The organism is Mesorhizobium sp. YR577, from assembly GCF_900116595.1.
In the GTDB taxonomy this organism is placed as follows: Bacteria; Pseudomonadota; Alphaproteobacteria; order Rhizobiales; family Rhizobiaceae; genus Mesorhizobium_M.
On sequence record NZ_FPBI01000003.1, the window covers coordinates 192,682 to 209,682 of the forward strand.

Here is a 17,001-nt window from a genome sequence, read left to right on the forward strand (position 1 = left end):
ATCGCGCCATCGATTGCGTGTTCGGTTCGGTCAAAAACAAAAAAGCTGCCGGCCAGGTCGTCGCGTCCGTACATCCGGGATCGCGTCTTCCTGATCGGCAGCTTTGCCTGTGGCGCCCGTCATTGGACGCCTGTTCCGTGACCCGAGGGCCTGTTGTTAGTGAAGCAGGAACCGTGCCAGTTTTGAGAACCGGCTAATTCATCAATGGAATCAATGAAATTTCTTCAGCGCGCGAATGCGGCGGCAAATTGCACCGTTCACGCATTAGCCATACGGAATGTGCAGTCGCACAAAAATTGTGCAATGCATCATCGTGCGCAATAAATGCTCAAGCGTGCGCGACCGTAAATTTCTGCGTCGCCAGATAGTCGTCGATGCGATCGGGATCGAAGATGCCGCCATCGAAGAAGCCATCCGGGCCAAGGATGAGACTGGCGCCGGCCGAGCCAACCGGCGTGGCAGTCGTCAGCGCACCCTCGACCTTGGCATTCGCCCCCGGCAGCGCGACGCCAAGCGGCTTGAGAGCGGCGCGGTAGAGATCGGGGCGATAACAATTGCGGGCGATCTCGGCATTTTCGGGCGTATGGGCGATATCGCCCCAGCGCACCATCTGCGTGTAGAACCACAGCGCGTGGCTCTTCCACGGAAAGCTTGCCGCCTTGTCGAAGGGCAGAAAAAAGTCGTCGACGGCCAGTTCCGCACCGCCGCCCAGCGCCAGACGCCCGGTCAGCACCGGCATCTGCAATTCCGGCGAGAGGCCGAGGAATGCCGGCTGCGCCATCAGGGCGGCCAGTTCGCCGCGATTTGCCGGGTCCTGGCACCAGCGCGCCGCGTGATGCAAGGCGCGCAACAGGGCCGCAAGCGCCTGCGGATGCTTTTCGGCCCAGGCCTTGCGCACGCCCAGAACCTTTTCCGGGCTGTTGCGCCAGATCCTGGCCTTGACGGTGGCGATATGGCCGGTGCCGGCGACAACCGAGGCGCTGTTCCAGGGTTCACCGACGCAATAACCGTCGATGCGGCCGGCGGCGAGCGCATCGGCCATGAAGGGCGGCGGCACGATGACGATCTCGATATCGCGCGAGGGATCGATGCCGCAGGCGGCAAGCCAGTAGCGCAGTTCGTAATTGTGCCCCGAATGCGGATGCACGACCGCGAAGCGCAGCGGATCGCGTCCAGCCTGCGCCCGCTCGCGGATCAGCGCGCCCAATGCCTTGCCGGTTCGCGCCGGGTCAAGATTGGGCTCTGCGCCATGCGCTGCCATGCCCGCCCACACTTCATTCGAAACCGTCACGCAATTGCCGCCGAGCCCAAGCGCGAAGGGCACGATGGTGTCGGAGGCCAGCGGCGACAAGCCCAGATTGCAGGCGACCGGCATCGGCCCCAGCATATGGGCGAGGTCGAAATGGCCGATCGCGATGCGGTCGCGGATATTGGCCCATGAGGTTTCGCGGTTCAGCGTCAGGTCGACGCCTTCGCGCGCCGCGAAGCCCATCTCCTTGGCGGTGACGAGCACGGCGCTGTCGAAGAGCGGCATGAAGCCGGCGTTGATCTGGTGTTCGAAACCCATCTTCAACTCTCCCCCGGACCCAAGAGGTCGGCAGCGGTGACAAGGCTTTGGGCGATGTCGCTGATCTTGCGGTTCTGGTTCATGGCGGTCTTGCGCAGCAGGGTGTAGGCGGCGTCTTCCGACAGGCCGCGCGACTTCATCAGAATGCCCTTGGCGCGGTCGATCACCTTGCGGTTCTCGAGTTCGTTGCGCGCTTCCTCCAGCTCGCGCGCCATGCGCGAAAAGGCGTTGAAGCGGCTGATCGCCATATCGAGGATCGGCTTCACCCGCTCCTGCCGCAACCCGTCGACGACATAGGCGGACACGCCGGCGTCGACCGCGGCCTCGATCGAAGCCTGGTCGGAGCGATCGACGAACATGGCGATGGGCCGCTTCACCACGCGCGAAAGCTGGAACATGTTTTCCAGCATGTCGCGGTTGGGGTTTTCGAGATCGATGACGATGACGTCGGGTTCGATCTCGGCGATCCGCCGCGCAATGCCCGTCACGTCATGGACGACCGTCACCTGCTCATGCCCGGCCTCCCGCAGTCCCGCCTCGATGATGGAAGCGCGGATGCGGTTTTCGTCGATCACAAGGACGGCGAGGGGTTTTCGAACCATGCCGCATTTTGCTCAGATGCCGCGATTGTGCAATGCGGCATCATCAACGGACATGCGCCGTCCGTCGTGGAGCCTTTGGTTCCAATGATGCGCGCCATACCCAACTCATTCAACGATATTTAACAGGCTTGCGGTATCCGTTCAGCAGAGTGGGGTGTGAGCGGGCGATGATTTCCGAAAATGTTCTAGACGCGGCATTGCGAGATCTGTTCGATCTGTCTCCGGTGCCATTCTCGATTTCCACGACCGACCACGATTCTCGCTACATCAAAGTGAATCCGGCCTATCTCCATCTGATAGGGCGGACCTGGGGCGAGATCGACGGTAAGCCCCTCGGGGCCGATCTGCCCTATTCGATCGACGATCCGGGGCGCCTCGCGCGGATGAACCTGCTTGAAACGCAGGGCTTCTACAAACTCGCCGAAGTGGAAATGCAGCACATCAGCGGGCGCATCATACCGACGCTCATAACCGCGCAGCGACGGCGAATTGCCGGCGAAAGCTTCGATATCGAGATCATGCTCGACAACTCGGAGCGGAAAGCGTTCGAGCAGGCAATTTTGCATGCCGCTCAAGTTGATGCGATGACGGGAATTCAGAACCGGTCGTCCTTCGAAACGCATCTACGCGGAGCCTTGGCCAATCTATCGTCGGAATCCCGGCTGTTCCTGGCTTACATCGACCTCAACCGCTTCAAGCGCGTCAATGATAATTTCGGGCATTCAGTGGGCGATCAGCTGCTTCGGTCTATCGCCAAGCGGCTGGTCGAATGGGGGGACACGCGAGATTTCATCGCCCGCCTCGGTGGCGACGAGTTCGGCATCGTGTCCGTGTACCAAGCGGATGACGCTTTCTCGCTTTCCCGCTTCTTCGATCTGGCAAAGACGATCGCAGAACTCACCGTGATCGATGAAAACCTGATCCAGGTCGGCGCAGCGATAGGGCTGGCCGAAGCATCGGCTGGCGTGTCGTTCGACGCACTTCTAGACCGGGCTGACAGGCTGATGTACGCGGCGAAATCCAGCGGCGATCTCATCGATGTGCGATCAGAATTGATGGGTCATCATCTGTTGGGCGCCGATGAAAAAATCGTGCATCGCCACAAGAGAGCCGCGAGGTTCTAAAATGCGTTCAGACTGCGCTCGCCGGATGATCAGGACGGCGCGGAACGTCTTCGGCTAATGGCAGCACCCCGTTGCTTGACGGGTTTGGTTCATCTGAACCTGTAGCTCCTGCCTCGCCAGAGCTCAACACTTTGAATTTATTGGCGCACCCGACAGGATTCGAACCTGTGACCTCTGCCTTCGGAGGGCAGCGCTCTATCCAGCTGAGCTACGGGTGCATGGCTGAAACGATGATTATCGTCCCAGAAATTCCCGGCCAGGCAACGCCCGGCTGACCGCTTCATAGCCGAAGCGCTGGCAGGCTTCAACGGGCAAATGAAACTGCGCGCCTTCCGATTGCAGAAGTCACAGCTTCGATGTTGTCGGCCGATACGCGCTGGTCTTTGCAGTTCGTGTGCCGCCAGATTGCACTGAGCCTTATGATGGAGGGGCGCAACACGTATGGGAGGGTGTTCACCGCCCGCCGCTTCGGCTATTCGGATTGGACTGAAGTGCAGGGGGAGGCTGAATGAGGGCGCTGATCGCGAAGTTTGCGGCGGAGATCGTTCTCCTGTTTGCCCGTGCGGTCACCGCGGTCAGGGCGACCTGGCATGAAAGCGGGTTGCCGCGTCGCCGCTCCGTCTATTTCGCCAACCATTCCAGCCATGGCGATTTCGTCCTGATCTGGACCGTGTTGCCGCCGCGCCTGCGCCGGCGGGTGCGGCCGGTCGCCGGGGCCGATTACTGGCTCAAGTCGAAGCTCACCAGCTTCATCGGCCGCGACGTCTTCAACGCCGTGCTGATCCAGCGCGACCGCGAGCTGCGCGAGGCCGACCCGGTCGAGACCATGGCGCAGGCCCTGGATGAGGGTTCGTCGCTGATCTTCTTTCCCGAAGGCACGCGCAACCAGACGGAGGCGCAGTTGCTGCCCTTCAAGAGCGGCCTGTTCCATCTGGCAACGGCACGGCCGGATGTCGACCTGGTGCCGGTCTGGATCGCCAATCTCAACCGGGTGATGCCGAAGGGCGAATTCGTGCCCATACCGCTGATATGCACCGTGACATTCGGCGCTCCGATGCACCTGGCGAGCGGCGAGGCGAAGGAAGCATTTATCGAGCGGGCGCATGCGGCGCTGCTTGCGCTCTCCCCGAAACAGGCAGGCGGCAGCGAATGAGCGCGACCCAATACGACATGTTCCTTCTGGTCCTCGGCATATTCGGGGTCCTGCTCGTCGCGTCGCTCGTCGGCTACGTCCTGCAACGGCGGCTGTCGCCGGATGGATCGAATGCGGCCATCGAAAACCTCAATTCCCGCATCAATGCCTGGTGGGTCATGGCGATCCTGATCGCCATCGCTTTCGTTGCCGGACGCATCGGCGTGCTCATCCTGTTTGCGTTCTGCTCGTTTGCGGCGCTGCGCGAATTCGTGACCCTGACCAACACGCGGCGCGCCGACCACTGGGCGCTGGCCACCGCCTTCTTCGTCGTGCTGCCGGTGCAGTATTTTCTGCTGTGGACCGAGGATTACGGCATCTTCTCCATATTCATCCCCGTCTATGCCTTCCTCTTGATGCCCATCATCGCCGTCATGCGTGGTGACACCCAGCATTTCCTCATCCGCATCTCGGAGGTGCAATGGGCGCTGATGATCTGCGTCTTCTGCGCCTCGCATGTGCCGGCGCTGCTGACCTTGCATATCCCCGGCTATGAAGGCCGCAACGTGCTGCTGATCGCCTTCCTCGTCATCGTCGTGCAGCTCAGCGACGTCCTGCAATATGTCTGGGGCAAGCTGTTCGGGCGCACCAAGATCGCGCCCAACCTCTCGCCGTCGAAGACCGTCGAGGGCTTCGTCGGCGGCGTTGCCAGCGCGACGCTGATCGGCGCTGGCCTGTGGTGGATAACGCCGTTCACACCCATTCAGGCCGGCGTGATGGCGCTAGTCATCACCCTGATGGGTTTCTTCGGCGGGCTGGTCATGTCGGCGATCAAGCGGGATCGCGGCGTCAAGGACTGGGGAAATCTGATCGAGGGCCATGGCGGCCTCATCGACCGGCTGGATTCGGTCGTCTTTTCCGCCCCGATCTTCTTCCATCTCACTCGCTACTGGTGGTCGGCGTGATGATGGCGCGGCTGCGCGCGCTTGCCGGCAGCGGTGTGGTTCACGTCATCTTCGCCTTCGTGGCGATGGGCGGCTGGGCCGTTTTCGCCAATCGTGCCCACCCCATGCCGCGCCCGCTTTTCGCCGGCGTCGTGCAGGGCACGCTTTCGGCCATCCTGACGCTCTGCCTCAAATCGATCATCGATGCGCTCTCGCGGCGGTTCGGTGGCGTCACCGGCCTGTGGGCGCCGCCGCTCATCGCCTGTCTCGCCTCGACCGGCATTCTCGTCACCATCCACGCCTTGAGCGGCACGCCCGAAATCCTGCGCACCATCGCCGTGCCGCTGATCGTCTCCACGATCTATGCGGCGACCTACAATTATTCGATCTTCCGGCAGAGAGGAGATAACCTTGGACAAGGGTGACCGCAGGCCGCTGGCGAGCCGCAACACGCGCTGGGCACAAACGATCGCCAAGCGCATGGCAGCACTTTCAATCACCCCCAACGCCATTTCGCAGGCAAGCATCGCCGCTGCCGCGGTGGCCGGCTTGGCGTTCTGGATTGCCGGGGAAACCAGCGGCACCGCTCGCAGCCTGCTGCTGGTCGCGGCGGCGCTGTTTTGCCAGCTTCGCCTGCTGTGCAATCTGTTCGACGGAATGGTCGCCGTGGAAGGCGGCAAGGCCGCGGCGGACGGGCCGTTCTGGAACGAGTTTCCCGACAGGATCGCCGACATACTTATCCTGGCCGGGGTCGGCTACGGCATCGGCGCACCGAGCCTCGGCTGGGCAGCGGCGGCCTTTGCGGTGCTGACTGCCTATGTGCGCGAACTTGGCCGCGCCAATGGCGCACCGAGCGATTTTTCGGGGCCGATGGCCAAGCAGCACCGCATGGCCGTCATCACCGCCGCAGCCCTGTTTTCCGCCGTGGAATTCCTCTGGCACGGCCGGAACGAGGTGTTGACGCTCGCCCTCTCGATCGTGGCGATCGGTGCTTCACTGACCGCGTTTCGCCGGGCCCGACGGCAGGTGCGATGGCTGAAGGAACGCAAGGCGTGGCAATCGACGCCTTGACGTTGCCTTGCGCTATTGCGTTGCGACGCCCAGGCTTGCCTGCGGCAGGTAGCGGTCGATCAGCTGCTCGACTTCGGCATTGCGGCTGCGCGCCGTGTCGCCGCCCATCACGACAACCACCAGCTTGCGGCCACCGGAGTTCACCGAGGTCACGATGTTGAAGCCGGAAGCGCGGATATAGCCGGTCTTGATGCCGTCGACGCCGCTGACCCGGCCGAGCAGGTCGTTATGGCCGCGGATGGTCTTGCCGTTGTAGGCAAAAGAGGTAGCGGAGAAATAGCCATAATGCTGCGGGAAACGCTTGCGCAGGGCGATGCCGAGCAGCGCCATGTCGCGCGCCGTGCTGCGCTGCGCCTCGTCGGGCAGGCCCGATGCGTTGTTGAAGAAGGTTCCGCGCATGCCAAGCTGGCGCGCCTTGGCGGTCATCATCGAGGCGAAACGCTCTTCCGTGCCACCGAGCGCTTCGGCGACGGCCACGGCCACATCGTTGGCCGATTTGGTGCAAAGCGCGCTGATCGCCGATTCCACATCGATCGACTGCCCCGGCTTCAGGCCGATCTTCGACGGCGGGCGCGAGGCGGCATAGGCCGACACCGGTATCTGCGATGATTTCGACAGCTTGCCGCTCTCCAGCGCCTCGAACAGCATATAGAGCGTCATCATCTTGGTGAGCGAGGCCGGATAGCGGGCGGCCTCCGAATTCTGCTCGTAGAGAACCTTGCCGGTGCTGCCGTCGACGACGATCGCCGCGTGCTTTGGCGAAAGGTTCTGCTGCGGCGTCTGGACCGTATTCAGCGTGCCGGTGGTGGAACAGCCGGCGAGCAGGCCCAGTGCGAGGAAAAGGACTGCCACCATGCGCAGAGGCGATGAAAGATGATGAGATGCGATCGGCAAGAAGGCTACCTGATTGAACGCGAGGACGACTGAGACGACGAACCCCTCGCGTTACAGCCTTGTCCAAATTATCGCAATCAAGGTTTCCGGTCCATTAACCGCGGGCGGACCTGTCGCCGCAGGCATATTGCATCACGCGAAGGTTTGAAATTTTGCCAATAACGCAGCAGAATAGGACCCTTGCAGGCAAATGGAGGCAAGATGTCCGAAATAGCGACGATAGCCGCCACGATCTTCAAGCGCGCGGCCAAGGGCAAACGGTTCGTCGTGGCCATCGCCGGTGCGCCGGGTGCGGGCAAATCGACGATCTCGGAACAGTTGCGCGATCTTCTGCCCGAGGGTTCGGCGGTCGTGGTGCCGATGGACGGCTTCCACTATGACGATGTCGTTCTGCACCAGCGCGGGTTGCGGTCGCGCAAGGGCGCGCCGGAAACCTTCGACTATGCCGGTTTCGAGGTGCTGCTGCGTCGCATTCACGCTGCAGAACCGGACATCGCCATTCCCGTCTTCGACCGCAGCATGGAGCTTTCGCGCGCCGCCGCGTCCATCATCGGCACGGACGTCAAGTTCGTGCTGGTGGAAGGCAATTATCTTCTGCTCGATGAAGCGCCGTGGAGCGGCCTTGCCCCGCTTTTCGATTTCGGCATCTTCATCGACGTGGCGCGCGAGGAGCTGGAACGCCGCCTGCTGCAGCGCTGGCATGAGCACGGCAAATCCGACGAAGACGCACGGGCGTGGGTCGCCTCCAACGACATGCCCAATGTCGATCGCGTGCTGAAAAGCCGCCGCAGCGCCGATCTGGTGATCTAGAGAAAACTGCCTACTGGAACAAAAGCCGGCTTCGTTCATTCTGCGTTCGCGGCAACCGTGCCGTGTGAGAGGACTGGAATGATGGCGACCAAGAAGGCATCTCCAAAGACCGGCAAGCAAGCAGCGGCCAAGACGGGCGCGGCGGCAGCCCTTGCCGAACGCACGAAGGACACCAAGAAGTCGGCCAAGGCGCCTGCTGCGAAAGCGGCAGCCAAGGCTCCCGCAGCGCCAAAGGCGGCGGCGAAGAAGCCTGCAGCAGCCAAGGCGGCACCTGCCAAAGCTGCAACTGCCAAGACCACAGGCAGCAAGGCTGCCAAGGCAGTGACGGCAACCAAGGCGGCGGCCAAGAAAGCGACCGCCAAGGCCAGCAAGGCAGCAAGCGTCAAGGCACCGGCGGCGGTAAAGGCTGCTCCAGCCAAAGCGGCTGCGAAAACGAAGGCAGCAGCTACTAAATCCGCAAGCGCAAAGACCGCTGCGGCGAGAGCTGCGCCGGCCAAGGCACCAGCGGCTGCGAAAGCCAAGGCCTCCACTGCAAAGGCGAAGTCGACCGTTGCGAAGGCCAAGGCGGGTGCCGAATCCATCGGCACGAAAGTGCTGCGCGGGGTCAAGGACACGGCAACAGTTGCCGTCGGGCTTGCAACCGTCGTGGCTGGCAAGGTTGCCGGAAAGACGAAGGCAAAAGCCAGGTAGCTTTCCGCTTCGCGTCGGAACCGGCCGGCACCGACGCTTCAATCGATTTCACGAGCGGCTTTCGAAAGAAAAGCCGCAGCAGTTGTTTTGTTGCCTAGCTTCTGGCGGGTATTTCAAGACCTGCCTTCACCGCAGGACGCGCAAGGCCGCGCTCCAGCCAGGCCGCGACATTCGCAAAATCGTCGAAGCCGACGAGTTCGCGCGCTTCGTAGAAGCCTATCAGGTTGCGCACCCAGCCAAGCATCGAGATATCGGCGATGGTGTAATCGTTGCCCATGACCCATTTGCGGCCGACCAGGCGCCTGTCGAGCACGCCGAGCAGGCGCTTGGATTCGTCGCGGTAGCGCTCCAGCGGGCGCTTGTCCTCGATCGCCCGGCCGGCGAATTTGTGGAAGAAGCCGAGCTGGCCGAACATAGGCCCGATGCCCGCCATCTGGAAAAACACCCACTCGATCGTCTCGTAGCGCCCGGCCGCATCGGCGGGGATCAGCTTGCCGGTCTTTTCGGCGAGATAGAGCAGGATCGCGCCGGATTCGAACAGGCCGATCGGCTTCCCGTCCGGGCCGTTCGGATCGATGATCGCCGGGATCTTGCCGTTCGGATTGAGCGACAGGAACTCAGGCGTCCAGCTCTCGTCCTTGCCGATGTTGATGGCGTGGGGCTCGTAGGGAAGCCCCAGCTCCTCGAGCGCGATGGAAACCTTCACGCCGTTCGGCGTCGGGAAGGAATAAAGCTGGATGCGGTCCGGGTGCTTGGCCGGCCAGCGGGCGGTGATCGGGAAAGCGGAAAGATCGGTCATGGGAGATCCTTGGGAGGGTGGCTTAGGAGACGGAGTTTGGCAAATAGGCCTTCGCGATCACTTCATCAATGATGACTGTGAGGTTGATTTCGGGCCGCAAGCCTTCACGCGGCCTTGAACGCCAGAACAGCGTTGGTGCCGCCAAAGGCAAATCCGTTGCTGATTGCCGCGCGCACTTCGCGTTCCTTCGCTACGTTGGGCGTCACGTCGAGATCGCAGGCTGCATCCTTCTCGCGATAGTTGGCGGTCGGCGGCACGATGCCTTCGCGAATGGCCATGACGCAGGCAATCATTTCAAGCCCGCCCGAGGCGCCCATGCAATGGGCGTGCATGGATTTGGTCGACGACACCGAAAGCCGGTTGGCATGCACGCCGAATACCCGGCGGATGGCGGTCGTTTCGATCTCGTCATTGGCCTTGGTGCCGGTGCCATGGGCGTTGACGTAGTCGACATCTTCAGGCTTCAAGCCGGCATCGGCAAGGCAGGCCCGCATCGCTGCGGCCGGCCCTTCGACGGTCGGTGCGACGATATCGCTCGCGTCACCAGACATGCCGGCACCGGCGAGCTCGGCCAGAATGGTCGCGCCCCGCGCCACGGCATGTTCATAGGTTTCCAGAACGGCCATGCCGGAGCCTTCGCCGATCACCAGCCCATCGCGGTCGGCCGAAAAGGGCCGGCAGGTTTCGCGGGCCAGCGCGCGCAGCGCCTCCCAACCCTTGAGAACGCCATAGACCAGCGGTGCATCGGTGCCGCCGGCGATCATGACATCGGCACGGCCGAGGCGAAGCTGGTCGGCGGCGAGCGCCAAAGCGTGATTGGAAGACGCACAAGCCGAAGTGACGCCGAATACCGGGCCGCGCAGGCCGTAGGACATGCTGACCTGGCCGGCCGGCGCACCCGGCATGACGCGCGGGACGGTAAACACGCTGGCGCGCGGGCGACCCTCGATGAACAGGCCGCGATAATTGTCCTCCGCGGTCTCGGCGCCGAAAATGCCGGTGCCGATCGTCGCGCCGATACGCGCGGTATTGCTTTCGTCGACGCTCAGTCCCGCCTGGCGGATGGCTTCGCCAGCGGCAATCACCGCCAGCAGGCTGAAGCGGTCCATCGTCACGAGGCGCTTCTTGTCGAGCCCGTGATCGGGCAGTTCCTTGATTTCCGCGCCGATGCGTACCTTCAGCTCGTGAAGCGGCGCCGTGGTGATCTCGCCGATGCCCGAGCGGCCAGCCCGCATCGCGTCCCATATTGCCGGCACGCTGGTGCCAAGCGCGCAGAGCCCGCCCATGCCGGTGATGACGATACGTGGGCGCGCCATGTCAGGCTTTTTTTGCGATCAGTTCGCGCACGGCCTCGACCATGTCGCCGACATTCTTGAGATTGCTCCAGGCTTCCACCGTGTTCATCTCGATGTCGATGCCATAGGCTTCCTCGAGATCGAAGATGATTTCCGTCAGTTCGAGCGAATGGATGCCCAGCGCGGTGAGTTCGGTCTGGGGCGTTACTTCGCCACCGTCCGGCTCCGCATGAACCTTGATCTTGTCGATAATGTCCTGGGCCAGCTGATCCGCCAACACGCCTCTCCCCAATTCCCGACGTTTGCCCAAGTCAAAACGCCTATTTATATCGTTGCGCTTCGAAACGAGCGACTGCAAAGCATCTGCAAGTGCCAAAACAGGCAAAAACGGCAAGAAGCTGCTTCTCTCTATAGAAAGCGAAAGCCCATCAGGCAACAAGTCATATCTCGACAAACCCATTGCGACCGTTAGGCTGTACTGCGAAAGAGCAACCTCATGTCATCACAAACGATAGAAACCGTCGATCGTTCCCTTCAGCGCGTCTCAGCCAGCGCGCGATTGTCGGCCAGTTTTATCGACGGGCGCACGCGCCTGGCCCGGCTCTATCAGGACGGAGCGGCCAAGATACGCATGCCGCAGACAGACGGCGGCCCGCTCGAAGCGATCCTGATCAACACGGCCGGTGGACTGACCGGCGGCGACCGGATCGGCTGGGAGATCGGCGTTGGCGCGGGTGCCAGCGCCACCATCACCACGCAGGCCTGCGAGAAGGTTTACAAGGCCAATTCCGGCCGTGCCGAGGCCTCGGTGCAACTCTCGGTCGCCACTGGCGGCAGAATCGCCTGGCTGCCGCAGGAAACGATCGTCTTCGAACGTGCGGCCTTCATGCGCAGGCTCGACGTCGAGCTTGCCCACGACGCCGAGGCGTTGATCGTCGAAGCGACGATCTTCGGGCGGCTGGCCATGGGCGAAAGCGCTGTAAACGGCAGTTTTCATGACCGCTGGCGCATCAGAAGCGGCGGACGAATGGTCCATGCCGAAGATTTTTCGATCGGCCCGAAAATCGCCGGCACGCTGGCGCGTTCGGCGGTGACGGGCGGGGACATCGCTGTCGCCACCGTGCTGTTCATCGCGCCGGAACCGGAACGGCTCGTGGATGCCGCCCGCGCCATCATCGGCGATCAGGGTGGGGTCAGCGCATGGCGGGTCGGCAGAACTGGCAAGCTTCTTGCGAGGCTCCACGCTGGAGACGGCTACAGCCTGCGCAAGCGGCTGGTGCCGCTCATCGAATTGCTCAACGGGCAGGCAGGCTTGCCAAAAGTTTGGTCACTTTAGGGAATTTCGAAATAGCATGAACCTGACGCCGCGCGAAAAAGACAAGCTGCTGATCGCCATGGCGGCGATCGTGGCCCGCAAAAGACTGGAACGCGGCGTCAAGCTCAACCATCCCGAAGCCATCGCCCTGATCACCGATTTCGTCGTCGAAGGCGCGCGCGACGGGCGCTCGGTTGCCGAGCTGATGGACGCCGGCGCCCATGTCATAAGCCGGGCGCAGGTCATGGAAGGCATTGCCGAGATGATCCATGACGTGCAGGTCGAGGCAACCTTTCCCGACGGCACCAAGCTGGTGACCGTGCACGAACCGATACGCTGAAACCACGGCAGGGAGGCCGCCATGCTGGAACTTCGCCCCAGTTGCGAATGCTGCGACAAGGATCTGCCGCCGGAGAGCGGTGAGGCCATGATCTGCACCTTCGAATGCACCTTCTGCGCCGATTGCGCGCAAAACGTGCTCGGCGGCACCTGCCCGAACTGTGGCGGCAACTTTTCCGCCCGCCCCATTCGCCCCGCCGCGATGCTGAAAAAGTACCCGGCTTCGGCCAAGCGCGTGCTGAAAGCCGAAGGCTGTTTGCCGGCTCGCAAGGTCGCGTGAAATTTTATCGAGAACGATCAGGAACCAAAATGATGCTCAGGAAGATTTCCCTCGCCGCGCTGGCGCTGGCTGCCAGTGCCGCCCCAGCCTTCGCACATCTCAACCCGGCGGAGCATGGCTCCTTCATGGCCGGCGTCTCGCATCCGCTGTTTGGTATCGATCATATCCTGGCGATGGTGGCGGTCGGTCTCTGGGCGGCGCAGCTCGGCACGCGCAAAGGCTTTGAAAGCGCGCTCTGGCTGGTTCCCGCAGCCTTCGTCGGCACGATGACGATCGGCTTTGCGGCAGCAATTAGCGGTGCCCCCCTCCCCTTCGTCGAGCCGGTGATCCTGGCCTCGGTCGTGGTCATCGGCCTGCTCGCGGCGATGTCGCTGAACGTGCCGACCTGGGCCGGCATGGTCATGGTCGGCTTCTTTGCCTTCTTCCACGGCCATGCGCATGGCGGCGAGCTCGGTTCGGCGGGCGCCGCTTCCTTCGGCATCGGCTTTGCGCTCTCGACGGCACTGCTGCACGCGGCAGGCATAGCCATCGGCCTGGGCTTCGGCCGCCTGCTTGGCGGTGAGACCGGCCGCGTCGTCACCCGTCTGGCCGGGGCTGCCACCGCACTTGGCGGCGTGTGGCTGGCGGTTGCCGGCTAGGGGGACAGTCCATGATACCCGGCGAGATTATCACGGCCGAAGGCGATATCGAGCTGAACAAGGGCCTGCCGACGGTGACGCTGAAAGTGGCGAACACCGGCGACCGGCCCATTCAGGTCGGCAGCCACTATCATTTCTTCGAAACCAACGAAGGGCTGCGTTTCGAGCGTGAAAAGGCGCGCGGCATGCGGCTCGACATCGCCGCCGGCACCGCCGTGCGCTTCGAGCCTGGCCAGGAACGCGACGTCACGCTGATCCCGCTCGGCGGCAAGCGCGAAGTTTACGGGTTTCGGCAGAAGATCATGGGTGCGCTCTGACATGCAGCGCGCCGCCGCCTCTAGCCTTGATGGAAGAGGATCCCGGCCGTTAGCGGCTCGGCTTGGCGGCTGCGTAGATGATCACGCTCTTGCCGCCGTCGAACTCGACCGCGACCACGTCGCGCATCAGGACGGCGCGCGAATCGATGGCGTGGAACAGCATTGCGTTGCCTTCCAGTTCCTTGCGCAGGTCGACGACTTCCTTCTCGTGTTCCTTGAACTTGGCGTCGATTTCCGGCGGCAGACCGTTTTCGGCGGCATCCGGCAGGAAGACGATATCGACCTTTTCGAGGTTGGAGGTCTTGCGCACTTCGCTGGTGGTGGCGAGCGTGTTCTCGATCGCGGCAATGATCCGCTCCGGCTGCGCTTCGGCGCTGGCCTGTTCTTCCTGGACGTCGGAACCGATGATCGTGTCGATGGCCTTCTGGCTTTCGAGCCCTTGCGCCATCAGCGCCATGTTGGGCGCGCAGGCGGCAAGAAAAAATGCGAAGACCGCGATAACATGCATCCATTTCGCGTCGCGAGTCATCGTAAGCGTCATTCGGTGCTCCTTGAATTCCATTTCGAGCCCGATCCTCCACGGGCCCTGCCGTCCAAACGGCTAGTCTACGGCAGCGGTTCCGTGAATGCGACGGTTTGTTGCGCTTCGTTCTTTTCAGGCATCCCCGATCGCCGCGGATCGCGCAATCATAAGCCTGTTTGCGGCAACACCGAGGTGCCCCCCGCCGCAATATGTGGCGGGCATGCCCGCCGGCAGAAGGCGTCAGCTCGCCTTTTTGGTGATCAGCGTCAGCGCGCCGTCCTTGGCCATGCTGGCGGCAATCACCTGAGCCGAGGTAAGCCCCTTGGCTTCGAGCGCCGACTTGATCTGCGGCGTGGCGTCGATCGAACTGCGCAACTGCTTGAGATCGTCGTCGCTGCGCTGCGCCACGACGGTGTTGACCTGCGTCTGGGTTTCCTTCGGCAGTTCGTTGATGTCGACGACGGTGACGCTCTGGATCGTCGGAGCAGCCGACTGGCCTTCGGGTGCGGCCGGCGCTGCGGGAGCCGCAGCCGGCGGCTGGGCAGGCTGCTGCTGCGCGCTCGCAGCGGTGGCGACCATCATCGCAGCACTCGCCGCAAGAATCATTATTTTCCGCATGGATTTCCCTTTCCATCGTTTTGCAAAACGTCATCTCACGATGACTCGGCCACCTCACCTGCCGAATGGGCCCAGAACCTGCCGCTTATCGGGTCATTGCGAGGCGATATGGTGGCAGGAATGTGGACCGTGCCCTTCGCCAGCTCTCTCGCCTGCAGGAATTTCCGATGACAAAAATCTCCCGCGCCGCCTATGCCCGCATGTTCGGCCCGACTGTCGGCGACAAGGTGCGGCTTGCCGACACCGAGCTTTTCATCGAAGTCGAGAAGGACCTCACCACCTATGGCGAGGAGGTCAAATTCGGCGGCGGCAAGGTCATTCGCGACGGCATGGGCCAGAGCCAGGTTTCGCGCGCGCAGGGCGCCGTCGACACCGTCATCACCAATGCGCTGGTGGTCGACCACACCGGCATCTTCAAGGCCGATATCGGCCTGAAGAGCGGGCGCATCGCGGCAGTCGGCAAGGCCGGCAACCCGGACACGCAGGCCGGCGTCACCATCATCATCGGGCCCGGCACGGAAATCATAGCCGGCGAAGGAAAGATCCTCACCGCCGGCGGCATGGACGCGCATATCCACTTCATCTGCCCGCAGCAGATCGAGGAAGCTCTGATGAGCGGCATCACCACCATGCTCGGCGGCGGCACCGGCCCGGCGCACGGCACGCTGGCGACGACCTGCACGCCCGGCCCGTGGCACCTCGCCCGCATGATCCAGTCTTTCGATGCCTTCCCGATGAATATCGGCCTGTCGGCCAAGGGCAATGCCTCGCTTCCGGCGGCGATCGAGGAAATGGTGCTGGGCGGCGCCTGCTCGCTGAAGCTTCACGAGGACTGGGGCACGACACCTGCCGCGATCGACTGCTGCCTGTCCGTTGCCGACGAATATGACGTGCAGGTGATGATCCATACCGATACGCTTAACGAGAGCGGCTTCGTCGAGGACACGGTCGGCGCCTTCAAGGGCCGCACCATCCACGCCTTCCACACCGAGGGTGCCGGCGGCGGCCACGCACCCGACATCATAAAAGTCTGCGGCCTGCCCAACGTCATCCCGTCATCGACCAATCCGACACGGCCCTACACGGTCAACACCATTGCCGAGCATCTCGACATGCTGATGGTCTGCCACCATCTGTCGCCGTCGATCCCGGAAGACATCGCCTTCGCAGAAAGCCGCATCCGCAAGGAGACGATCGCGGCGGAAGACATTTTGCACGACATCGGCGCCTTCTCGATCATCTCGTCGGACAGCCAGGCGATGGGCCGCGTCGGCGAGGTGGCGATCCGCACCTGGCAGACCGCCGACAAGATGAAGCGCCAGCGCGGCAGCCTGCCCCAGGAAACCGGCGACAACGACAATTTCCGGGTGCGCCGCTACATCGCCAAATACACGATCAACCCGGCCATCGCGCATGGCCTGTCGAAAGAAGTCGGCTCGATCGAGGTCGGCAAGCGCGCCGACCTGGTGTTGTGGAGCCCGGCCTTTTTCGGCATCAAGCCCGACATGGTGCTGATCGGCGGCATGATCGCGGCCGCCCCCATGGGCGACCCCAACGCCTCGATCCCGACGCCGCAGCCGGTGCACTATCGCGCGATGTTCGGCGCCTACGGCAAGGCGATGACGAATTCCTCAGTCACTTTCGTTTCAAAAGCCTCGCTGGAGACCGGGCTTCGCGAAAAGCTCGGCGTGGACAAGCAGATGATCGCGGTGGAAAACACGCGTGGCGGCATCGGCAAGCATTCCATGGTGCTGAACGACGCAACCCCGCATGTCGAAGTCGACCCCGAAACCTATGAAGTGCGCGCCGACGGTGAATTGCTGACCTGCCAGCCGGCAACGGTGCTGCCGATGGCGCAGAGGTATTTCCTGTTTTGACTCTGCAGACCACCCCCCAAGAGGCATGGCAATCGCATATGAAGCACTCCCACCCCTAACCCCTCCCCACAAGGGGGAGGGGGACCTGATGGCATTCACACAGCGTCAATCATTGATAGTTTCGTGTGGCATAATCGCAGAGAAATTCCCCTCCCCCTTGTGGGGA

The 17,001-nt window shown here is 62.7% G+C and carries 21 protein-coding genes and 1 tRNA gene; 13 read left to right on the forward strand and 9 right to left on the reverse strand.

Features of this window, described 5'->3' with window-relative positions; translation table 11 throughout:
* Positions 1 to 328: 328 nt before the first annotated feature.
* Together BM413_RS06110 and BM413_RS06115 are read right to left on the reverse strand one after the other, a co-directional pair.
* The gene (locus BM413_RS06110) at positions 329 to 1,567 is read right to left on the reverse strand and encodes a CmpA/NrtA family ABC transporter substrate-binding protein (protein ID WP_175544259.1); all 1,239 of its coding nucleotides are present in this window, start codon (positions 1,565 to 1,567) and stop codon (positions 329 to 331) included.
* 2 nt (positions 1,568 to 1,569) lie between these two features.
* Positions 1,570 to 2,169, reverse strand: a complete 600-nt coding sequence (locus tag BM413_RS06115) for an ANTAR domain-containing response regulator (protein ID WP_091911448.1) — start codon at positions 2,167 to 2,169, stop codon at positions 1,570 to 1,572.
* 32 nt (positions 2,170 to 2,201) lie between these two features.
* Between BM413_RS06115 and BM413_RS06120 the strand changes: the two genes are divergently transcribed.
* Positions 2,202 to 3,293 carry a sensor domain-containing diguanylate cyclase gene (locus tag BM413_RS06120; protein WP_091911449.1) on the forward strand — a complete coding sequence of 364 codons (1,092 nt, stop codon included), beginning with the start codon at positions 2,202 to 2,204 and terminating at the stop codon, positions 3,291 to 3,293.
* A 141-nt stretch (positions 3,294 to 3,434) separates the two neighbouring features.
* Here the strand turns inward: BM413_RS06120 and BM413_RS06125 are convergent.
* Positions 3,435 to 3,511: transfer RNA gene (locus BM413_RS06125), tRNA-Arg, on the reverse strand.
* Positions 3,512 to 3,801: 290 nt separating this feature from the next.
* Between BM413_RS06125 and BM413_RS06130 the strand changes: the two genes are divergently transcribed.
* The 4 genes from BM413_RS06130 to BM413_RS06145 are packed head-to-tail and all read left to right on the forward strand — an operon-like array spanning position 3,802 to position 6,440.
* Positions 3,802 to 4,446, forward strand: coding sequence for a lysophospholipid acyltransferase family protein (locus BM413_RS06130; RefSeq protein ID WP_091911450.1), 645 nt, complete (start codon positions 3,802 to 3,804; stop codon positions 4,444 to 4,446).
* On the forward strand, positions 4,443 to 5,390 hold the full coding sequence (locus BM413_RS06135; RefSeq protein WP_091911451.1) for a phosphatidate cytidylyltransferase: 948 nt from the start codon (positions 4,443 to 4,445) through the stop codon (positions 5,388 to 5,390). The genes BM413_RS06130 and BM413_RS06135 overlap by 4 nt, the downstream gene beginning before the upstream one ends.
* The gene (locus tag BM413_RS06140; RefSeq protein ID WP_091911740.1) at positions 5,390 to 5,794 is read left to right on the forward strand and encodes a hypothetical protein; all 405 of its coding nucleotides are present in this window, start codon (positions 5,390 to 5,392) and stop codon (positions 5,792 to 5,794) included. Before BM413_RS06135 ends, BM413_RS06140 begins: the two co-directional genes overlap by 1 nt.
* Entirely contained in the window at positions 5,733 to 6,440 is a 708-nt protein-coding gene (locus BM413_RS06145) for a CDP-alcohol phosphatidyltransferase family protein (RefSeq protein ID WP_091911453.1), read from the forward strand. The genes BM413_RS06140 and BM413_RS06145 overlap by 62 nt, the downstream gene beginning before the upstream one ends.
* Before the next feature lie 12 nt (positions 6,441 to 6,452).
* On the opposite strand, the gene BM413_RS06150 is transcribed toward BM413_RS06145, so the two are convergent.
* On the reverse strand, positions 6,453 to 7,295 hold the full coding sequence (locus tag BM413_RS06150; protein ID WP_091911455.1) for a D-alanyl-D-alanine carboxypeptidase family protein: 843 nt from the start codon (positions 7,293 to 7,295) through the stop codon (positions 6,453 to 6,455).
* Between the two features lie 240 nt (positions 7,296 to 7,535).
* Here BM413_RS06150 and BM413_RS06155 point away from each other — a divergent pair, with 240 nt between their 5' ends.
* On the forward strand, positions 7,536 to 8,144 hold the full coding sequence (locus BM413_RS06155; protein WP_091911741.1) for a nucleoside triphosphate hydrolase: 609 nt from the start codon (positions 7,536 to 7,538) through the stop codon (positions 8,142 to 8,144).
* Positions 8,145 to 8,225: 81 nt separating this feature from the next.
* Positions 8,226 to 8,834 carry a histone gene (locus tag BM413_RS06160; protein WP_139238557.1) on the forward strand — a complete coding sequence of 203 codons (609 nt, stop codon included), beginning with the start codon at positions 8,226 to 8,228 and terminating at the stop codon, positions 8,832 to 8,834.
* Positions 8,835 to 8,928: 94 nt separating this feature from the next.
* Here the strand turns inward: BM413_RS06160 and BM413_RS06165 are convergent, their stop codons facing one another.
* The 3 genes from BM413_RS06165 to BM413_RS06175 form a co-directional block, all read right to left on the reverse strand.
* Positions 8,929 to 9,633, reverse strand: a complete 705-nt coding sequence (locus BM413_RS06165; RefSeq protein WP_091911459.1) for a glutathione S-transferase N-terminal domain-containing protein — start codon at positions 9,631 to 9,633, stop codon at positions 8,929 to 8,931.
* A gap of 104 nt (positions 9,634 to 9,737) precedes the next feature.
* Positions 9,738 to 10,949, reverse strand: a complete 1,212-nt coding sequence (locus BM413_RS06170; protein WP_091911460.1) for a beta-ketoacyl-[acyl-carrier-protein] synthase family protein — start codon at positions 10,947 to 10,949, stop codon at positions 9,738 to 9,740.
* Between the two features lies 1 nt (position 10,950).
* Positions 10,951 to 11,205 (reverse strand): acyl carrier protein, encoded by a 255-nt coding sequence (locus tag BM413_RS06175; protein WP_091911462.1) that lies wholly within the window; start codon positions 11,203 to 11,205, stop codon positions 10,951 to 10,953.
* A gap of 219 nt (positions 11,206 to 11,424) precedes the next feature.
* On the opposite strand from BM413_RS06175, the gene BM413_RS06180 reads away from it, so the two are divergent.
* Genes BM413_RS06180 through BM413_RS06200 form a run of 5 tightly spaced genes read left to right on the forward strand, consistent with a single transcriptional unit; the run spans position 11,425 to position 13,817 of the window.
* A complete protein-coding gene (locus BM413_RS06180; RefSeq protein WP_091911463.1) occupies positions 11,425 to 12,264 on the forward strand; it encodes an urease accessory protein UreD in 840 nt (279 codons plus the stop codon).
* Between the two features lie 16 nt (positions 12,265 to 12,280).
* Entirely contained in the window at positions 12,281 to 12,583 is a 303-nt protein-coding gene (locus tag BM413_RS06185) for an urease subunit gamma (protein ID WP_091911465.1), read from the forward strand.
* A 21-nt stretch (positions 12,584 to 12,604) separates the two neighbouring features.
* Positions 12,605 to 12,862, forward strand: coding sequence for a DUF1272 domain-containing protein (locus BM413_RS06190; protein WP_091911467.1), 258 nt, complete (start codon positions 12,605 to 12,607; stop codon positions 12,860 to 12,862).
* Positions 12,863 to 12,894: 32 nt separating this feature from the next.
* On the forward strand, positions 12,895 to 13,500 hold the full coding sequence (locus BM413_RS06195) for a HupE/UreJ family protein (protein ID WP_091911743.1): 606 nt from the start codon (positions 12,895 to 12,897) through the stop codon (positions 13,498 to 13,500).
* Positions 13,501 to 13,511: 11 nt separating this feature from the next.
* Positions 13,512 to 13,817: an urease subunit beta gene (locus BM413_RS06200; RefSeq protein ID WP_091911468.1), complete on the forward strand. Its 306-nt coding sequence runs from the start codon at positions 13,512 to 13,514 to the stop codon at positions 13,815 to 13,817.
* 49 nt (positions 13,818 to 13,866) lie between these two features.
* Here BM413_RS06200 and BM413_RS06205 read toward each other — a convergent pair whose 3' ends face one another.
* Both BM413_RS06205 and BM413_RS06210 read right to left on the reverse strand, forming a co-directional pair.
* A complete protein-coding gene (locus BM413_RS06205) occupies positions 13,867 to 14,358 on the reverse strand; it encodes a hypothetical protein (protein WP_091911745.1) in 492 nt (163 codons plus the stop codon).
* A gap of 222 nt (positions 14,359 to 14,580) precedes the next feature.
* Positions 14,581 to 14,958, reverse strand: coding sequence for a hypothetical protein (locus tag BM413_RS06210; protein WP_091911470.1), 378 nt, complete (start codon positions 14,956 to 14,958; stop codon positions 14,581 to 14,583).
* Positions 14,959 to 15,125: 167 nt separating this feature from the next.
* Here BM413_RS06210 and ureC point away from each other — a divergent pair, with 167 nt between their 5' ends.
* A complete protein-coding gene (ureC, locus tag BM413_RS06215; RefSeq protein ID WP_091911471.1) occupies positions 15,126 to 16,835 on the forward strand; it encodes an urease subunit alpha in 1,710 nt (569 codons plus the stop codon).
* Positions 16,836 to 17,001: the final 166 nt, after the last annotated feature.